This is a genomic window from Brachybacterium sp. AOP3-A1-3 (assembly GCF_052378285.1).
Lineage (GTDB): Bacteria > Actinomycetota > Actinomycetes > Actinomycetales > Dermabacteraceae > Brachybacterium.
The window spans coordinates 204,212-221,733 of record NZ_JBQSXM010000002.1 but is presented as its reverse complement, the minus strand read 5'-3'; the positions used below and the strand labels follow the sequence as shown (position 1 = coordinate 221,733).

The following is a 17,522-nucleotide window of genomic DNA, read 5'->3' as shown; positions in this document are numbered from 1 at the left end:
TCGAGAACGTGGTCGAGACGCGGGTGCCCTACCGTGGGTCCATGACCACCGCCCGTCCGGCCCGCCGCTGGGCGCTCCGCCTGCTCGTCGTGCTGCTCGCACTCGTGGTGCTCGCCGTCGCAGCGCTCCTGGTGTGGAGCCGGTTCGAGATCATGGAGGCGGAGCCGGAGCCGGTCGGGCAGGTCCTCGAGGACTCCGGGATCAGAGTCACCGAGTCGAGTGCCTCACTGATCCTGCAGCCCGCGGGGACCGGGTCCTCCGGACCGAACAGAACATGACCGTGGTGGTCGTGAAGCCGTGGCTGCACCTGTCGCTGTTCGATCGGCGCGGTCTGGACACGTTCACCGCCGACCTGCCCGAGGTGGGCACCTGGATCGTGGGCGGGCACTCCCTGGGCGGGGTGCGCGCCTGCCAGGTCGCGCCGGACGCCGATGCCCTCCTGCTGCTGGGCTCCTACTGCGCGAACGATCTCTCCGAGAGGGAACTGCCCGTGCTGAGCCTCGCCGGCAGCGAGGACCGCTTATCGACCCCGGAGAAGATCGCCGACGCACGCTACCTGCTGCCCGAGACGGCGACCATGGTCGAGATTGAGGGCGCGGGCCATGCGAGCTTCGGTGACTACGGGCCGCAGGACGGCGACGGCACGGCGAGCATCTCCGACGAGGAGATGGACACGGAGGTCAGCGCCGAGGTCGAGGCGTTCGTCGACTCCTTCGGCTGACACACGAGAACGCGGAGCCTCTGCCGTGGCAGGGACTCCGCGTTCTCGGTGCGGCCCGGGGCCGCCGCGGATCACTCGTCGAGGTGCTCGACGGCGTAGTCGGCCTGTTCCTGCGTGAACTGCTCCCCGTACTCGGAGGTCAGCTGATCGCGGATCGCCTCCGGGGACATGTCCATCGAGTCCCGGTACGAGCGGGCGCTCTGCAGAGCGTTGTCGTTCCAGTCCGCCTCGATCGTGTCGATGGCGTACTGCGCCTCCTCGGCCAGGAACTGCTCGCCGTACTCCGAGGTGAGCTGGTCATAGATGCCTGCCTTGGACATGTGCAGGGTCTCGGAGTAGCTCTCGGCGGAGGCCAGCGCGTTCGCATTCCAGTCCGCGTCGACGTTGTCCACGGCGTACTGCGCGGCCTCGTCGGAGAACTGATCCGCATACTCGGAGGTGAGCTGGTCGAACAGCCCCTGCTTCGACATGTGCAGCAGAACGGAGTAGCTCTGCGCGCGGTTCAGCGCGGAGGTGTGCTCGGCGGGGACGTCGTCGCCGGCCGGGACTTCCTCCTCGGAGGGCTCCTCCTCCGCAGCAGGCGCTTCCTCAGCCGGCTCTCCCTCAGCAGGCACTTCCTCAGCGGGCTCGTCCTCGACGGCCGGCTCCTCGTCGACCACCTCGTCGGCCGCCGCGTCCTCGGCAGGAGCGTCGGCTTCCTCGTCCTCGATCGGCTCCGCTGCTGAGGTCTCGGCGGACGTCGGATCGTCTCCGCTGGAGAAGGCGATCGCGGAGCAGCCGCCCACGACGAGCAGGAAGAGCACGATGCAGCCGCAGCCGGCAGCGATCAGCCCCTTCTTCTTCCTCTTCGGGGCCGGCGGGACAGGCGGCATGCCGGACGCGCCGTTCACCGGGAAGCCGTGCGGGGTGCCGTTCTGGGCGAAGCCGTCGGGGACACCGCCGAAGTTCGGGGCGGGCGGGAGATCCGGAGAACCCGGACCCTGGGGCGAGGGCGCATTGCTGGTCATAGCTGCACTCCGTTCTGGGTAAGACATCAACCCCTGGGCACGGGCGTGCCAGGGCCACTGCTGAGAGAAGAGGCCTCGACGGTGTGCGTGGGCTCTGGAGCCGCAGCAGATCTGCGACGAGCATCGGCGTCCGATCCGAGATCGGAGGGGGAACATCTACCGCTTGGGCCTTCACCGGAGAGAGTACGAGCGGCGTCCGACAGACGAAGCACTGCCGCCGTCAACAGCACCTGTGCAGCGCAGGGAGAACCCGAGGAGACCCGTGAGGTGGCGATGACGTCCGCGGGACGCTGAGACCGGGACGACGGGAGGGACTGCGCGCGGGAGCCGACGGGCTGACGGGGAGCACGGCGCCACGTACGATCCGGTCAACTCCCGAGCAGAGGTGGGCACCATGAACCGTCTGGACATCGTCAGGTCCGTCGCCGTCGCCGATGCCCTCGGGGCCCCGTACGAGCTGGGCCTGCATCCGGGGCCAGGGCTGTCCTCGAGGACGTTCACGGTCGATGGTCCGGAGGGACCCGCGCGGCCCACGGTACGGATCCTCGGCGGCGACGCACCGTATGGAACCTGGACGGACGACACCCAGATCGTGCTGATGGTGCTCGATGCCCTGCGCCGCGCCCCCTCGGATCCGGTCACCGCGTACAGGGAGAACCTCATCGCCTGGGAGCGCGGGGCGTTCACGCCGGCGGGCGTCCGGCTCGACGTGGGGATCCAGACCAGCAGCGCCATCGCCGAGCTGAAGCGGGGCGTGGATCCGACACCGACGACCTCCTCGGGCAACGCGTGCCTCATGGTCGCGATCGGCGTGTTCGCGCGCGGCAACGGGGCCGAGCATCTCGAAGCCCTGGTGCGGTCCACCCATCACAGCGACAAGGCGGTCCGCGACGCGGCTTCGATGCTGACGATCCTCGACGACGCCCGCGACGGTATCGAGCCGGTGCCGCCCGTCGATGTCGTCCTGCTCCCCGCGATGACGCCGACCGGCTTCAGCGAATCCACGCTGTACCTGGCGCAGTACGCCCTGCAGACCACGACGTCGTTCCTCGAGGGGATGGACTCGATCAACGCCGCTGGGGGCGACACCGATTCGATCGGTGCGGTCTACGGAGCGCTGTGCGCGGTCTCCGGCCGCGAGGCGCCGCGGGAGCTCACGGAGACGCTGGTCGCCGGGGAGGTGCTGGAGCAGTACGCGGGATGAAGCGGTCGGACGTCGCGGCGAGAAGCTGCCGACGTTCGTCTCTTGACCCCGGGGTGTGCCAGCGACGTCTACTGGACGGATGGATGCCACCGCACGGATGCGACCCACTCGCCCCGGCTGGCCCGAGGTCGTCCTCGGCGGCCTCGCCTATCTGGCGGCGTTCGGCGTCGTCGTCACGCTCCCCCGCATCGGTGATCCGGCGCTCACCGGCATCGTCGGACTCCTCGTCTCCGGGGCGATGGGACTGGCCGCCTTCGCGATCGCTGCCCTGATACGTATCCGCGGACTGGCCGCCTTCGGCATCCGCCGAGCGACGCCGTCGCATCTCCTCGTCGGGGCAGGCCTCGGAGTCGCCTCCTACCTGGTCGGCACGGTCCTCTCGGTCGGCTTCATCCTGCTCACAGGATTCAGCGAGAACGTGCAGTCGAGCTACCAGGCCGGTGCCGCAGCCGGCGCTGTGGGCCTGATCCTGTCGATCGTCGCCGGGGCGATGATCACACCGCTCGGCGAGGAAGCCTTCTTCCGAGGCGTTCTCGCCAATGCGCTGCTCGGGGTGACGAAGCCCTGGCTCGCGATCCTCCTCAGCGCCTCGATCTTCGCCCTTGCCCACGGCCTCAATCCCGTGCTGCCCACAGCGTTCGTCGTCGGCCTGGCCTCCGGGTTCCTGTTCCATCGCTCGGGTTCGCTGTGGCCCAGCGTGATCCTGCACGGGGTCAACAACCTCACCGCGATGCTCGTGCCCCTGGCGGTCGCACAGCTCGCCTCCGGGACGTGACCAGGCCGCATCCGCACCGCACGTGCTCTGCGATCCGTCAACTCGGACATCACCCGCCTGGTCGCCACCCCTGGACATGCATGCTCTACTGGAGGTATGAATACTCTTTCCTCCACTCGCCGCCGGATGACCCGTGACGAGGCGCTCGCCTGGAACGCCGACTGGTCCCCCGCTGACGTCTCGCTGTTGGAGGAGAACTTCGACCGGGTCGGAGCGCACACCTTCTACCGCACCCAGTCCAACGGCAGCCTCACCGTGCAGGACAAGGCCGGCAAGTCGCTGATGTACATCCATCCTGGCTATGTGTCGTTCCCGGCGGGCCTGGCCCCCGAGGACCGCGCGAACGCCGAGGTCCAGGGCTTCGACCTCTCCACCGTGCAGACCGGCGCGAAGGTGCCCGCCAAGGGCGAGGAGCAGCTCACGATCTGCCCCGACTGCTTCTACGCGATGCCCTACACAGGAGTGTGCGACACCTGCGGCTGATCCGCGGGACGAGGGACCCCTCCGCACCAGGAGGACCCCCGATCTCCAGCACAGGCCTACGGTTCACCCTCGTGGTGTCCGTCGGCCTTCTGCGTCCCCGGCCCTCTGCGTCCTCGGCCGTCTGAGCCTCCTGGCCGCCTGCGCCGGCGCTGCCTCTCAGGGGCGTGGATCGGCTCCGGGCCACCGAGCCTGCTGCTCGAAGAACGTCGGCGGGCGGCGCACGTCGATCCCGCCGACCTCCTCGGCCTCCGCTGCCAGCTCGAACGCCCGTGTCTCGGGACCGTAGGGAAGAGTGTGCGGGCCGACCTCGCGGACCAGGGGCCCCGCGCTCGGGACCGCCCCGGCGCTCCCGATCCTCGTGGCCTCGAGACGCCGGTTCAGGCGGTTGCCGAGGTCCTGGTCGCGGAACGGAGCGACATCCGGCCAGGTGATCACGACGGTGTGGCGCTCGAGCACCTCGATCCGCTCGATGCTCTCCCAGGGCACCAGGCCCTGGCCGTGCAGGATGTCGAACCAGCCCTGCGAGGTGATCGTCGCACTGCGGCTCTCGTCGGCGCGCAGCAGACGCATCAGGCGGGGCGCGAGGATCGCGATGCCGAGCACGGGGGCCCACACCAGCAGCAGCCCGATCCACCACGAATCGCTGCCCTGCGCGATCACTGCCAGGATGCCGATCAGCAGCAGGATGCAGGCCGACAGGGCCCAGACACGGCTCGCGATGCCGATCCAACGGCCGCTCCGGGAGGGGGCGAGCGCCTCCGGATCCGGGGACCAGTTCGCCTCCAATCGCAGGGCGTGGACCTCTGCGGCCGTGGGGGCGAACCCTTCCTCGGCCCAGCGGGCCACGGCCTGCTGGGCCCCCGGGCGCCAGCGCACCCGGGCACCCAGCCCGTCGACCGGGCGCCCGAGGGACTCGGCGGCACACTGTGCCTCCCGCACCGGGGCGATCCCCTCCCAGGGGAGGGGGTCCCGTATCTCGCCGTGGCCTCTGGTGATGGTCAGTCCCGACGGGGAGACGGCGACCACGCCCGCGCCGTCCGCATAGCGACGGCTCAGCCACGGCAGCGCCGTCGCGGTCGGGAGGGCGATCAGCACGGTGAGCATCACGGCAGCGAGCACCCCGCCCGGCGCGTCCAGGGACACGCAGATGCCGAAGGCGATCAGACCGATCACCGTCGACCCGAGCGCGATCCACGACACGATGATCGCGAGGCGACGCGAGCGGTTCGCCACGATGACCGCCTCGCCGAGCCGGCGGGGTTCCCGCAGATCCCGGTGGAACCCGATGACGGTGCTCGCCCAGATGATCGAGCCCAGTATCAGCATCACGAGGGTGACGGCGATGCGGAATCCGACACCCTGGTCACCGTCCCCGAACGGGACGGAGCCCAGGATCAGGAGGAACAGGACGGAGAGGCCCCCTCGCACCGGCGGGATAGACAGGCACCCCATCGCAGTCCTCGGGCTCATCGCGGGCACGCTCCTGCCCGGTCGGACGTCACGAGCTCGGGAAGGCCGACGGGCGCGGGGAGGGCGGGGAGGGCGGGGAGCAGCACCCCGATACGGTACGCCCCACGGGACGTCTCCTCACGCGATCGGCTTGCGCACGAGCAGGCCGTAGCAGACACCGCCCAGCACGGCGATCACGCCGGCCACCAGGAACGACGGGGTGTAGGAACCGGTCGCATCGACGACCACGCCGGTGACGATCGGTGCCAGAGCGCCGCCGAAGTAGCCGCCGAAGTTCATGATCCCGCCGAAGCGCGCCGCGTGGGAGTCCGGGACGATGTCCGAGGAGATCGCCCAGGACTGCGCCTGCGCGGCCGCGACGATCGCCAGGGCGAGGCTGAGCACCAGGAGGGCGAGGGCGAGGTTGTGCACGAACGGCACGATGCACAGGAGCACACCGAGCGCGACGCACCCGCCCACCAGGATCACCTTCTTGGAGAGCATCGAGCTGAGCTTGTACCTCCGCGCCAGCACGACCGTGACGCGGCCGGCGAAGATCGCACCGAGGGCTGCCGCGAGGTAGGGCACCGCCGCGACCCAGCCCGTGCTGGCGATCGAGACGCCGAGGGTGTTCTGCAGGAACAGAGGCAGGAAGGTCAGGAAGATGTTCCAGATCCAGATGGTGCTGAAGAAACCGAGCATCAGACCCCAGGTCTGCGGGTACGTGAAGAACGTGAGCCAGGGGATCTTCACGGGCTCCTCGGCGGCGTCGTCACGGCCGGCGAGGATGTGCCGGTATTCGTCGTCGGAGAGGTGCTTGGAGTCCTCAGGAGCTCGGTAGAACGCCCAGAACGCCACGGCGAGGAGAACACCAGCGGCGCCGATGATGAGGAACATCGAGCGCCAGCCGAAGGTGAGGGTCAGCAGCGTGAGCACTGGAGGTGCGATGGCCGATCCCCACTTCGATCCGGAGTCCCAGATGCCGGCGGCCTGACCGCGCTCCTCGCGAGGGAACCACTGGGTGGCGATCTTGCTCGAGTTCGGGGAGTTCGGTGACTCACCGATGCCCAGCAGCACGCGGAAGGTCAGGAAGTGCGCCATGGTGTGGCCGAAGGCCATCAGCGCGGTGGCGACCGACCACATGCCCATCGCGACGAAGTACATGCGCCGCGGTCCCACCTTGTCGATGAGATAGCCGGCGGGCAGCTGGCAGAACGCGTAGGTCCAGGAGAAGACGGCCCCCATGAGACCGATGTCGGTGTTGGTGAGGCCGAGCTCTTCCATCATGAACGGCGCCGCGATGGAGATCGAGCTCCGATCGAGGTAGTTCAGGAGGCCCGCGAGGAGCAGCCATCCCAGGATCAGATAGCGCAGGTTGCGCACTGCACGGTACTTCCGAGCGGGTCGCTGCGCTCGCGTCGTGGGCGTCGACGTCATCGGCTGAATACTCCTTCGTAGACAGGGTGCCGCGGCGCGATGCTGCGCTGCGGGCGCGGTCCGTTCTCGGACTGCAGGGGTCGAGGGTGGGGTGCCGTGGCCGGGCGGAGGACTTCTGTGGGCTCATCGGGCTCATCGTCACGCTGTGGTCCACGACACGACCCATAGATCCTATAGGTAAACATGGTCCTGTCAAACACTGCCACGGCACCCCGAGATTCGCGCGTCGGCCTGACTGAGCAGACCACACCTCATTCTCGGCCAATGCGCACCGCCGTGAACGTCAAAGAGCAGTCGTTGGAGTGTGCGCAGGCCTATAGGATCACTCTCCTGTCTCCGCTCTCCGCTCTCCGCAGACGCTGAGTGCGTGAGGAACCCGGACGCGACGAGGTGCCGTGCGGCGGGACTGCACGGATCATCCTGCGATCACTCGTTGACGCCCTGGAGGACTCGCGTCAGAGTTCAACGATCAGTGCGTCGCGATCGCCGCAGGAAGCGAAGGAGCTCCCATGTCACGCCCGGATCCCTCTGCCACGCCGGCCTCCTCAGGGCAGGAGCCGCCCGCTGAGGCCGGGGTGAACCCCGGGACGCACCGTCTGGTCCCCCGCGCCCCGGCGATCTCGTGGTGGATGCTGCTGCTGACCACCGTCGCGATCCTCATGACCTCGGTGGACCACCAGATCCTGCCCGCCGTGCTGCCCCAGATCTCCGAGCAGTACGGGCTCGACGCGCAGCAGGCCGGGCTCATCAACTCCGTGTACTTCGCCGGCCTGGTCGCCGGCGGCGTCATCTTCGGCTACCTCTCCGACCGCATCGGCACCGGCTACCGACGCTCGTGGACCTGGAACGTGGCGATGCTTCTCGCCGTGATCGGCGGCGCGCTCACCTTCGGTCTGGCCGGCAGCTTCATCGCCTTCCTCCTGCTGCGGATCCCGATGGGCATCAGCCGCGGCGGATCCGAGCCGGTGAACGTCGCGATCGTGGCCGAGTGGTGGCCCAAGGAGCACCGGGGTTTCGCCGTGGGCGTGCACCACACCGGCTTCCCGATCGGGCAGTTCCTCGCAGGCGCCCTCATCGCCATCGTGCTCGGCTCCGCCCATTGGAGCGCCGCCTTCCTGGTGATCCCGATGCTGGGCATCCCGATCATCATCGGTCAGGCGTTCCTGGGCCGGAAGAAGCATCAGGCGACGGTGTACCGGAAGATGGCGGAGATGGAGCAGACGCCTCCGCTGCCGGAGCTCTCCACGCGCAGCGACGGCAGCTTCTGGGCCCCGGTCAAGGAGGCTCTGAAGCATAAGAACGTCCGCTGGGCGGTGGTGCTGTGCTTCCTCTTCCTCTGGGGCGAGGCCGGCGTCGTCACGTTCTTGACCACGCAGTTCCGCGGCTTCGGGATGGGGGTCTCCGACGCGATCCTGGTCTCCGGCGCCTCGGGTCTGACCGGCTGGATCGGCCAGGTGGTGTGGGGTTCCCTCTCCGACCGTCTCGGCCGCAAGTTCGCGATCGGCTTCCTCATCGTCGGGTGGGCCGGGAGCCTGCTGGCGATGATCTTCATCCACGATCTGACGTCGGCCTGGATCATCCTGCTGGTGTGGGGCCTGTTCCGCAATGCGCCCTTCCCGGTCGTCTATGCCCTCCTGGTGGACTCCGTGCCGCGGGCCGCAGGCACCGCGCTCGGCATCATGATCGGGGTGGCCCTGGGCGTCTCGGGCATCTTCGCCTCCGCCGTCTCCGGCATTGTGATCACGCAGCTGGGCTTCACCTGGCACTACATCGTGCTGGCGATCATCTGCCTGCTCGCCTTCATCCCGCTGTCCAGGATCACCGAGACCGTCGCCATCGCTCGCAGGCGCGCGCCCGACGGTCCGGCTCAGCAGCTCTCGTAGAGGTACCCGTCCTCGCCGCTCGCGACCAGCTCCACGTCGCGCAGGATCGTCAGCGGCGCCCGCTCCGGATCCGCGCAGACGTCGGCGAAGCTCAGCCCACCCTCGGCGAGGCTCTCCGGGTACTCGATCTGGAGCACGTGCTCGCCGTAGACGCCCGTGTAGGCGGAGCACTCGTCGTATCTGCCGCATTCCTCGGTCACCGCGAGGTCGAAGCCGAGCTCGGTGTGCGCCGTCCCGGCGATCTCCGCGGCATTCTTCTGGGCGATGGCCAGGCCGGAGGCGTGGGCGATCTCGACGTACCGGGCGGCGAGGCTCCGGGCGCCGCCCTCGTCGATCGCGTCGAAGCGGGTCCAGGTGTCGAGGTTGTCGATCTCCACGGCGTCGAAGCCCGCCTCGGCGCATCCGGCGATGACGGGTTCGAGGATGTCGAGGATCCCCTCTCGCTGCGCGGCGGTCGAGGGGTCCAGCACGTACTCGTCCGGCCAGTCCGGGTCGGCCACGGGTGCGCCGCCCGAGTCGGTGAGCAGCAGCTCGGGACGCTCGAGCCAGAAGCCGGCCTGGTCGGGCTGGGTCTGGAAGCCGTTGACGTAGCAGATGCTGTAGGCGCCGGGCAATGGCTCCGCGCTCGCGTCACGCACCACGACGGCGACGTCCGCCGCGTAGGCCCCGCCGAGCTGGTAGTCGAAGCCGCCGGTGGTCGGTGGGAGCGCGACGTCCGCAGTGTCTGCGGCCTCAGTCGGCGAGGCAGATGGCGGTGGGGCCGCCGCGCCGGTACAGGCAGCGAGTGCGAAGCACGAGATGAGCACGGCCGCCTCCCGAACAGCTCGGCCCGAACGCGCAGCGAAGCCCGTCATGAGGTCCGGCCCTTCACCTCGTAGGGCACCTCGAAGTCCCGGGCGGCTCGACGGGCACAGGCGAGGGTGTCCTCGAGCGGCGGATAGGTCAGCGTGCCGTCGGTCAGCTGAACCTCGAGCCCATCCGCGGTGTTCTGCATGCCCGTGATCTGGTCGAAGGGGATGAGCCCGCGGTCGTGCCGCACATCGAACCACCCTCGCGCGCTCACGCCGGCGTCGCGCGGCACCCGGCGCACCACCCGGATCGCCTGGACCACGAAGATCGGGGCCCCCACCACGGGGATCCACCCGAAAGCGAGCAGCACGAACCAGTTCCCGTCCCTCAGCGTCCCCTCCTCGATCAATGCACCGAAGAGGAGCGCACCGAAGAACGCCATGATCAGCACCATCCAGAGGGAGCGCAGGAAGCGCCCCCACCGCTGGGCACGAGTGGGTTCGTGGCTGCGCGGATCCGGGGACCACGCGGGGTCCAGGTGCAGGGCTCGGGTCTCGGCGAGTGTCGGCAGGAACCCGTCGGCCATCCACCGCGCCACGGCCTCTCGCGCCCCGGGGTGCCAGCGCACGTCGGGCGCGGCCAGGGATTCGAGGCGGCCCATCGACGCACGGACCTCGTCAGCGTCGGGCCGCTGAGCAGAGTGCTCCGGGAAGGGCTCCGGCGCCTCATCCTGGTGCGCCGGGGAGACCACCCGCACGCCCTGCGCCGAGACACCGATCCCGCCTGCCCGCGCCGACTTCGTCCGACTGCGGCTCGGCAGCGCTGTGGCGATGACCAGACCTGCCAGCGATGCGGTGAGCACCGCGGCGGTCACGGGGGCGGGGGCGAGGGCGGGGCCGATGACGACCGCGCCGGCAATCGGCGTCGCGACCGCCGCGAGCACCAGGCCGCCCCACGCGATTGCCACTGCGGCGCGGCGCGGGCGAGAGGCCACGGCGATCATCCCGTCGGGCCCGTCGGGCGGGCGCAGGTCCCGGAGGAATCCCGACAGCGTCGTCGACCAGATGTAGACCGCGGCGAGAAGGATCACGGCCTCGACGGCCAGGATCAATGCCAGGTCGTCGATCTCGCACGAGAGGGCACCCATTCCGACCAGGAGCGCCACCGAGAGCGTGCCCTTGACCGGCGGCCAGTCGTAGAACCGTTCGATCGCGGACACCGGGTCAGCGCTCGCAGCCGTGGGAGAGAAGGTTCGTCACCGCGCCATCGTAATTGGCCCACGTCATCGCGCCCCTGCCTGCTGCCGCCTGCTCCCACGCCGATCACCATGCTCGACTCCGCCGAGCGCGCCCCGCAGCGGCTGTACGCGGGGCTCGCCCGCACCAGGTCGCTAGTGGTGGCGATCGACGATCAGGGTGAGATCCGGGACACCGGCGGCGACGACGTGCTCCAGCGGGTGCTCGGGACGGCCGGAGTCTGCCGACGGAACAGACGAGCGCCGCGGCACGACGGGGAGCACATGACGCTATGCGTCCGGTCCTCGACGTGCCGCGGCGCGTGGCCGTGGCCGTGGCCGGCTACTTCGTCTTCTCGCGCAGCACCGCCCGGCGAGCGCGGAACTCCTCCTCGTCGATCTCGCCGGTGGCGTAGCGCTCCCCGAGCGTCGACTCGGCGTCGCGGCGAGGAGCCTCCGCGTGCCAGCGGCGACGGCGCACCGCCCCCGTGATGACGAACGCGGCGACGATGAGCAGGAAGAGCAGAGGGAAGAACGGGAAGAAGAAGTGCGGTCCGTTCCAGGCGCCGTCGCCGTACGGGCCGCCGGCGGTGAGCTGGGTGAAGGTCTGGGTGAACATGGGTGGTTCCTCTCGGTCGATGGTGGTTCCACCCTCCTCGAGGTCGACGCGGGATCCATCGGCCCGGGAGCGGCATCTCGACTCCGTCAGCGGGCGTAACGGCACTCAGCCGGGGAGCACGGCACGTACCGCGAAGGTGCCGTCGTCGGCCGCGATCTCCACGCGTCCGCCGACATCGGCAGTGCGGCGCCGGATCCCGGCGATCCCGAAGCCCTCGCGGAAATCGGCGAGCGGTGGCGCGGCGTTGATGACGCTCAGCTCCACCTCCCGTTCGCGGTAGGTCAGGTGCACGCGCGCCCTGCGCTCGGCGGCGTGCTTGACCACGTTGGTCAGCGACTCCTGCACGATCCGGTAGGCGGCGACGTCGACCGCCGCCTCCACCGGCCGACGTTCCCCGGTGACCGTCAGCTCCACGTCGATCCCGGCCTCGCGCATCCGGGCGCACAGCGCCTCCAGACGGTCGATCCCCGGAGTGGGGGCGTGGGAGTCCGCCGAGGCCGCGTCCGGGGCGACGGCGGCGAGGGTGGCCCGCAGCTCGGCGAGCGCTTCGGCGCTTGCCCGGCTGATCACCTGCAGCGCCTCGCGGGCCTGCTCGGGGCGGCGTTCGGCGACATGCAGGGCGATGTCCGCCTGCATCTGGATCGCGGCGAGGCCGTGCCCGACCACGTCATGCACCTCGGAGGCGAGCCGCAGCCGTTCCGCATCCAGCGCGGTGCGTTCACGCTGTTCGCGCCGGCGTGCACGGTTCTCGAGCGTGAGGCGTCTCGCGAGGCCGATGCAGTAGGGCACCACCACCCAGGCCGTGACCGGCAGGGCGCTCACGAGCGCGGTGAGCGCAGCCATCGGCGAGGCGGCGACCAGGGCGTGGGCCGGCAGCAGGAGGATCCCGATCCCGGCGGCGATCGCGGAGCGGGGCAGCGGTGCTCGCCGGGCAAGGGCGAAGGCGCTCACCAGTACGGTCACGAGGATCGGCCCGAAGGAGTTGCCCAGCGCCAGGAACAGCGAGGTCGCACCGGTGGCGAGCGCGAACGCCGAGATCGGCCAGCGCCTCAGCGCCACGGCGAGCACGGCGAGTCCCGCGAGCAGATAGGCCCAGCCATCGGGGGCCGTGGAGGACACCCAGTTCCAGGGCCCGCCGCCCCCATCGGCCCCGTTCCATCCGCTGCCCGGGCCGCCGTCGTTCCCGGGTCCCCAACCACCGCCTGGGCCGCTGCCCGATCCCCAGTGCCCTGCGGCACGCAGCGAGACGAGCACCAACAGGCCCACGGGGACCGCGAGCAGCACATCGCGCAGATGCGGAAGTCCCGGGCGCGCGCTCATGGGGCAAGTGTCTTCCACGCCTCCGGGACGGTCACCAACTCTCGTACGTACGGCGGCCTACGTCCCCGGGCGTACGCGCGACGGCTGCCGTGCACGGATACTGGTCGAAGCCCCCGAGGGAAGGACCCCGATGATCCGCGTGCTGCTGGTCGATGATCAGGACCTGGTGCGGCTCGGCCTGCGCACTCTGCTGGATACCGAGGACGGCTTCGAGGTCGCCGGCGAGGCGGCCGACGGTCTGGCCTCCGTGTCCGAGGCCGTGCGCACCGTGCCGGACGTGGTGCTCATGGACATCCGCATGCCCGGCATCGACGGGATCGAGGCGACGCGGCGGATCGTTGCCCGCCCCGAGCTCGCAGACGTGCGCGTGATCGTGCTGACCACCTTCGAGCGCGACGAGTACGTGTTCGAGGCGCTTCATGCCGGCGCCGCGGGCTTCCTGCTCAAGGACACGGCTCCGGCACGGCTCCTGGAATCGATACGCACCGTGGTCGACGGAGGCGCCCTCCTCGCCCCGAGCGTCACCCGCACGCTGATCGCCGAGTTCGTCGCCGAGCAGCGTCGGCCGGTCTCCCCGCACCCACAGATAGGGGACCTCACCGCGCGGGAAGCCCAGGTGGTGGGTCTCGTGGCCCAGGGCCTGTCGAACCAGGAGATCGCCGAACGTCTCGTGCTGAGCCCCGCCACCGCCCGCACCCACGTGAGCCGCGCGATGATCAAGCTCGGTGCCCGGGACCGCGCCCAGCTGGTCGTGTTCGCGTACCAGTCGGGGCTGGCGTGACCCGTGTCGGCGGAACCGGGCAGGCCTCGGAGACTACGGTGAGCTGACGGATCAGCTGGATCCGCCTCCCGAGAACACCGGAGTTCCCATGACGACCGATGGCCGCGACGAGCAGCTGCGCTCACTCCTCACCGACACCCTGGATCCTGCGCTGGCCCGTCCCGCCGTCCTCGACGACATGCTCACGTCCCTGCGGGACGCTGAGGCAGAGGGCGTCGCCTGGGCCGAGCGGATCCTGTCCGGAGCGTCCGACGCCCGCGCTCTCGCGGACGATCTGCTCTATGCCCGTGGCCTCACGCCGGAGAACGTCGGCCCCGACCTCGCGCCGTACGTCGACGCCTGGTCCGCGCCCGACCCGGGCCTCCAGGAACCGCTGCTGCTCGAGCATTCCGCCTTCGCCACCCCGGAGACGATCGCCGAGCAGTACGACGCGATCGTGATCGGCTCGGGCGCCGGGGGCGGCATGGCGGCGCAGACCCTCGCGCGATCGGGCCGCCGTGTGCTCGTCGTCGAGCGCGGCGACCTTCCCCGCCGCAGCGACCTGCTCACCGACCATCTGCGCACTCCCCGCTCCGGCAGCGGCCTGTTCCCGCATTCGGGTCCCGGACCGGACGCCGAGGTGCGCGAGGTGATGCTCGGTGACGGCCCCTGGCAGGACGTCGTCGCAGGCGACGGGCTCTGGAGCAACAACGCGATGACCATCGGCGGCGGCACCCGTATGTACGGAGCGCAGGCCTGGCGGTTCGGGCCCAAGGACCTGGCGATGGCCAGCACCTACGGGGTCCCCGAGGGCAGCTCCCTGGCGGACTGGCCGATCACCTACGACGAGCTCGAGCCGTACTACACACGCGTGGAGCAGATGCTCGGCGTCAGCGGCGGCCCGTCGACCGACCCATGGGAGGGGTCGCGCAGTGCGCCGCTGCCCATGGGGCCGCTCGCGCGCTCTCCGCTCGGCGACCTGCTGGGCGACGCGGCCCAGCGCCTGGGCTGGGGCACCCAGCCGGTGCCGCTGCTGATCAACACCCGCGAGCGCGCCGGGCGCTCGGCCTGCATCCGCTGCGCGCAGTGCGTCGGCGTCGACTGCCCCGTCGGGGCCCGCGCCGGCAGTCACAACACCACGCTCCCCGCGGCGCTCGCGACCGGGAACGCCACGCTCCTCCCCTCGACCCAGGCCTCCCGGATCCATATCGGGCCGGGCGGCCGCGCCACAGCGGTGGATCTCGTGGGCGAGATCGACGGTCGGCTCTGGCGGCGCACGGTCCGCGCCGATCTGGTGATCCTCGCCGCCGGGGCGATCGAGAGCGCCCGCCTGCTGCTGGACAGCACGAGCGACCAGCATCCCGCCGGTCTCGGCAACGGCACCGACCAGGTGGGCAGGCATCTGCAGGGTCACGCCTATGGCGGTGCGTCCTCCCTGTTCGCGGAGCAGGTGGTGGATCTGCGCGGCCCCGGCGTGGACATCTCCACGACCGATCACCGTCACGGCAACGACGGCATCATCGGCGGCGGGATCCTGGCCGACGAGTTCGTGCCCACCCCCGCCAGCACCCAGCGCGAGCTGCGCCAGAGCGGGCTCGTCCCCGCGGACACCCCCGTCGGCTCTCCCGCGATGGAACGGGCGATGCTGCGCCTGGGCAAGGTCGTCGGTCCCATCCAGGAGGTCACCAGCGCTGACTCCCGGGTGCAGGTGAACCGTGCCCGGCGAGACCGTCTGGGCCGCTCGATCGTGCGCCTGTCCGGGAGCCTGCACGCCGAGGACCTGCGCGGACGGGACCGGCTCTCGGAGCGCGCCGCCGACTGGCTGCGCGAGGCCGGAGCGCTCGACGTGCGGCCGACGCCGTCGATGCGCCTGCCCACCCCGCCCAGCGGCGGGCAGCACCAGGCCGGGACCTGCCGCATGGGCACCGATCCGGCCACCTCCGTGGTCGGGCCCGACGGGAGGGTGTGGGGGCACGACAACATCGTGGTGGCCGACGGGTCCACGCACGTCACCAACGGCGGTGCGAACCCCGTGCTGACGATCTACGCGAACGCGCTGCGGATCAGCGAGGAGATCGTGCGGGCAGGCTGACGGGCCGGTTGTCTGCGGGCATCCGCTGACCACCGGGCTCCGGCAACCGTCCAGACCGTGTGTCCTGCGCGTCACGTGCAGCGCGCTGGTGTGCACGCCCCGGCGTAGCCTTCCTCCTGCGCTCCCGTCGGGGCGCCGACTCCCCTCGCGCCGAAGGCCTCGCATGTCACCGACTGAGCACACCGCCCCTGCCCCTGCCGCGTCCAGCACCGACCGCGACCCGCGTCTGGACCGCCCCTGGCCCGCACTGTGGTCGATCGTGCTGGGCTTCTTCATGATCTTGGTCGACACCACGATCGTCACCGTCGCGATCCCGCGCATGCAGGCGGACCTCGGCACGGATCTGGCGTCCCTGCTGTGGGTGACCAGCGCCTATCTGCTCGCCTATGCGGTGCCGCTGCTGATCACCGGCCGCCTCGGCGACCGCTTCGGGATGAAGACGATGTACATGGCGGGCCTGGCCGTGTTCACCGCCTCGAGCCTGTGGTGCGGCCTCGCCGGCAGCGTCGAGATGCTCATCGTGGCCCGCGTGGTCCAGGGTCTCGGCGCCGGCATGATGACTCCGCAGACGATGTCGATGATCACCCGCATGTTCGCCCCCAAGGACCGCGGCCAGGCGATGGCGCTGTGGGGCGCGACCGCAGGCGTCGCCACCCTGGTGGGCCCGATCGCCGGCGGCCTGCTGGTGGACGGTCCCGGCTGGGAGTGGATCTTCTTCGTGAACATCCCCGTCGGTGTCATCGGCCTGCTGCTGGCCTGGAAGAACGTGCCCCGCTTCTCCCGGCGCGCCCACTCCTTCGACTGGCTCGGTGTGGTGCTCTCCGCAGTGGGCCTGTTCCTGCTCGTGTTCGGCATCCAGGAGGGCACCACCTACGACTGGGGCACGGTCACCGACTCCCTGCAGATCGGCCCCCTCGACACGCACGTGCCGATCAGCGTGCCCGGCCTGATCATCGCGGGCGCGGTCTTCATGGTGGCGTTCATCGTGTGGCAGGCGAAGAACCGGCGCGAGCCACTGGTGCCCCTGTCACTGTTCAGGGACCGCAACTTCTCCGTCGCGAACATCGCGATCGCCATGATGGGGGCGACCGTGCTCACGCTGTCCTTCCCCATCACGCTCTACTTCCAGCGGGTCATGGGCATGACCCCGACGCAGGCCGCGCTGATGACCGTGCCGATGGCGCTGGTCTCCCTCGCCTTCGCCCCGTTCGTCGGGAAGTGGATGGTCACCCGCAACCCGCGCTGGATGGCGCTGGGCGGTTTCGTCTCCCTCGCCGCCGGTCTGTTCTGGCTGTCCCGGATCATGACCCCCGACGCCTCGATCGTGCTGCTCCTGCTGCCGTTCGTGCTCGTGGGCCTCGGCAACGCCTTCATCTGGGGGCCGCTGTCGCTCACCGCGACGCGGAACCTGCCGCCCTCGCTCGCGGGTGCCGGCTCCGGCGTCTACAACGAGACCCGTCAGATCGGCTCGGTGCTGGGCTCGGCCGCGATCGCAACGGTCATGAACAACCGCATAGCCGAACGGATCGCCGAGACCATGGACGATGCCGGCGGGAAGATGCCCTCCGGCGGCGAAGGATCGATGACGGCAGACCTGCCCGAGCTCCTCCACGCCCCCTTCGCCTCCGCCATGGCCGACGCGATGCTGCTGCCCGTGCTGCTGTCCCTGGTCGGCGTCCTCGCCGCCTTCTTCATCGGCAAGCCCGTGGACACCGGGGCGTGGGAGAAGGACGCCTGAGGCCGTCCCTG

16 protein-coding genes are annotated in these 17,522 nt (G+C 70.3%); 9 read left to right on the top strand and 7 right to left on the bottom strand.

Annotated features, from left to right (window positions below; translation table 11 throughout):
* The first annotated feature begins 41 nt into the window (after nt 1-41).
* Nucleotides 42-278: a hypothetical protein gene (locus ACT3T5_RS03800; protein WP_444578986.1), complete on the top strand. Its 237-nt coding sequence runs from the start codon at nt 42-44 to the stop codon at nt 276-278.
* Nucleotides 275-721: an alpha/beta hydrolase gene (locus ACT3T5_RS03795; RefSeq protein WP_444593658.1), complete on the top strand. Its 447-nt coding sequence runs from the start codon at nt 275-277 to the stop codon at nt 719-721. Before ACT3T5_RS03800 ends, ACT3T5_RS03795 begins: the two co-directional genes overlap by 4 nt.
* A 71-nt stretch (nt 722-792) precedes the next feature.
* On the opposite strand, the gene ACT3T5_RS03790 is transcribed toward ACT3T5_RS03795, so the two are convergent.
* A complete protein-coding gene (locus ACT3T5_RS03790; protein ID WP_444593657.1) occupies nt 793-1,728 on the bottom strand; it encodes an Ltp family lipoprotein in 936 nt (311 codons plus the stop codon).
* Nucleotides 1,729-2,122: 394 nt separating this feature from the next.
* Between ACT3T5_RS03790 and ACT3T5_RS03785 the strand changes: the two genes are divergently transcribed.
* The 3 genes from ACT3T5_RS03785 to ACT3T5_RS03775 all read left to right on the top strand — a co-directional run bounded on the left by ACT3T5_RS03785 (nt 2,123) and on the right by ACT3T5_RS03775 (nt 4,190).
* On the top strand, nt 2,123-2,932 hold the full coding sequence (locus tag ACT3T5_RS03785; protein WP_444577537.1) for an ADP-ribosylglycohydrolase family protein: 810 nt from the start codon (nt 2,123-2,125) through the stop codon (nt 2,930-2,932).
* 79 nt (nt 2,933-3,011) lie between these two features.
* The gene (locus ACT3T5_RS03780; RefSeq protein WP_444593656.1) at nt 3,012-3,707 is read left to right on the top strand and encodes a lysostaphin resistance A-like protein; all 696 of its coding nucleotides are present in this window, start codon (nt 3,012-3,014) and stop codon (nt 3,705-3,707) included.
* Nucleotides 3,708-3,803: 96 nt separating this feature from the next.
* Complete coding sequence (locus ACT3T5_RS03775; protein ID WP_444577541.1) at nt 3,804-4,190, top strand: hypothetical protein; 387 nt, start codon at nt 3,804-3,806, stop codon at nt 4,188-4,190.
* 156 nt (nt 4,191-4,346) lie between these two features.
* Here the strand turns inward: ACT3T5_RS03775 and ACT3T5_RS03770 are convergent, their stop codons facing one another.
* Together ACT3T5_RS03770 and ACT3T5_RS03765 are read right to left on the bottom strand one after the other, a co-directional pair.
* Nucleotides 4,347-5,660, bottom strand: a complete 1,314-nt coding sequence (locus ACT3T5_RS03770) for a hypothetical protein (RefSeq protein ID WP_444593655.1) — start codon at nt 5,658-5,660, stop codon at nt 4,347-4,349.
* 117 nt (nt 5,661-5,777) lie between these two features.
* Nucleotides 5,778-7,076 carry an MFS transporter gene (locus ACT3T5_RS03765; protein ID WP_444577545.1) on the bottom strand — a complete coding sequence of 433 codons (1,299 nt, stop codon included), beginning with the start codon at nt 7,074-7,076 and terminating at the stop codon, nt 5,778-5,780.
* A gap of 509 nt (nt 7,077-7,585) precedes the next feature.
* On the opposite strand from ACT3T5_RS03765, the gene ACT3T5_RS03760 reads away from it, so the two are divergent.
* Complete coding sequence (locus ACT3T5_RS03760; protein WP_444593654.1) at nt 7,586-8,959, top strand: MFS transporter; 1,374 nt, start codon at nt 7,586-7,588, stop codon at nt 8,957-8,959.
* On the opposite strand, the gene ACT3T5_RS03755 is transcribed toward ACT3T5_RS03760, so the two are convergent.
* The 4 genes from ACT3T5_RS03755 to ACT3T5_RS03740 form a co-directional block, all read right to left on the bottom strand.
* Nucleotides 8,944-9,765, bottom strand: a complete 822-nt coding sequence (locus ACT3T5_RS03755) for an endo alpha-1,4 polygalactosaminidase (RefSeq protein ID WP_444593653.1) — start codon at nt 9,763-9,765, stop codon at nt 8,944-8,946. The genes ACT3T5_RS03760 and ACT3T5_RS03755 overlap by 16 nt on opposite strands.
* A gap of 44 nt (nt 9,766-9,809) precedes the next feature.
* Nucleotides 9,810-10,967, bottom strand: a complete 1,158-nt coding sequence (locus tag ACT3T5_RS03750) for a hypothetical protein (protein WP_444593652.1) — start codon at nt 10,965-10,967, stop codon at nt 9,810-9,812.
* Between the two features lie 358 nt (nt 10,968-11,325).
* Nucleotides 11,326-11,601: an SHOCT domain-containing protein gene (locus ACT3T5_RS03745; protein ID WP_444593651.1), complete on the bottom strand. Its 276-nt coding sequence runs from the start codon at nt 11,599-11,601 to the stop codon at nt 11,326-11,328.
* Between the two features lie 105 nt (nt 11,602-11,706).
* Nucleotides 11,707-12,921, bottom strand: coding sequence for a sensor histidine kinase (locus ACT3T5_RS03740; RefSeq protein ID WP_444593650.1), 1,215 nt, complete (start codon nt 12,919-12,921; stop codon nt 11,707-11,709).
* Between the two features lie 130 nt (nt 12,922-13,051).
* Between ACT3T5_RS03740 and ACT3T5_RS03735 the strand changes: the two genes are divergently transcribed.
* The 3 genes from ACT3T5_RS03735 to ACT3T5_RS03725 all read left to right on the top strand — a co-directional run bounded on the left by ACT3T5_RS03735 (nt 13,052) and on the right by ACT3T5_RS03725 (nt 17,511).
* Nucleotides 13,052-13,702, top strand: a complete 651-nt coding sequence (locus ACT3T5_RS03735) for a response regulator (protein ID WP_444593649.1) — start codon at nt 13,052-13,054, stop codon at nt 13,700-13,702.
* 88 nt (nt 13,703-13,790) lie between these two features.
* The gene (locus tag ACT3T5_RS03730) at nt 13,791-15,773 is read left to right on the top strand and encodes a GMC oxidoreductase (protein WP_444593648.1); all 1,983 of its coding nucleotides are present in this window, start codon (nt 13,791-13,793) and stop codon (nt 15,771-15,773) included.
* A gap of 163 nt (nt 15,774-15,936) precedes the next feature.
* Complete coding sequence (locus tag ACT3T5_RS03725) at nt 15,937-17,511, top strand: DHA2 family efflux MFS transporter permease subunit (RefSeq protein WP_444593647.1); 1,575 nt, start codon at nt 15,937-15,939, stop codon at nt 17,509-17,511.
* Nucleotides 17,512-17,522 lie beyond the last annotated feature (11 nt).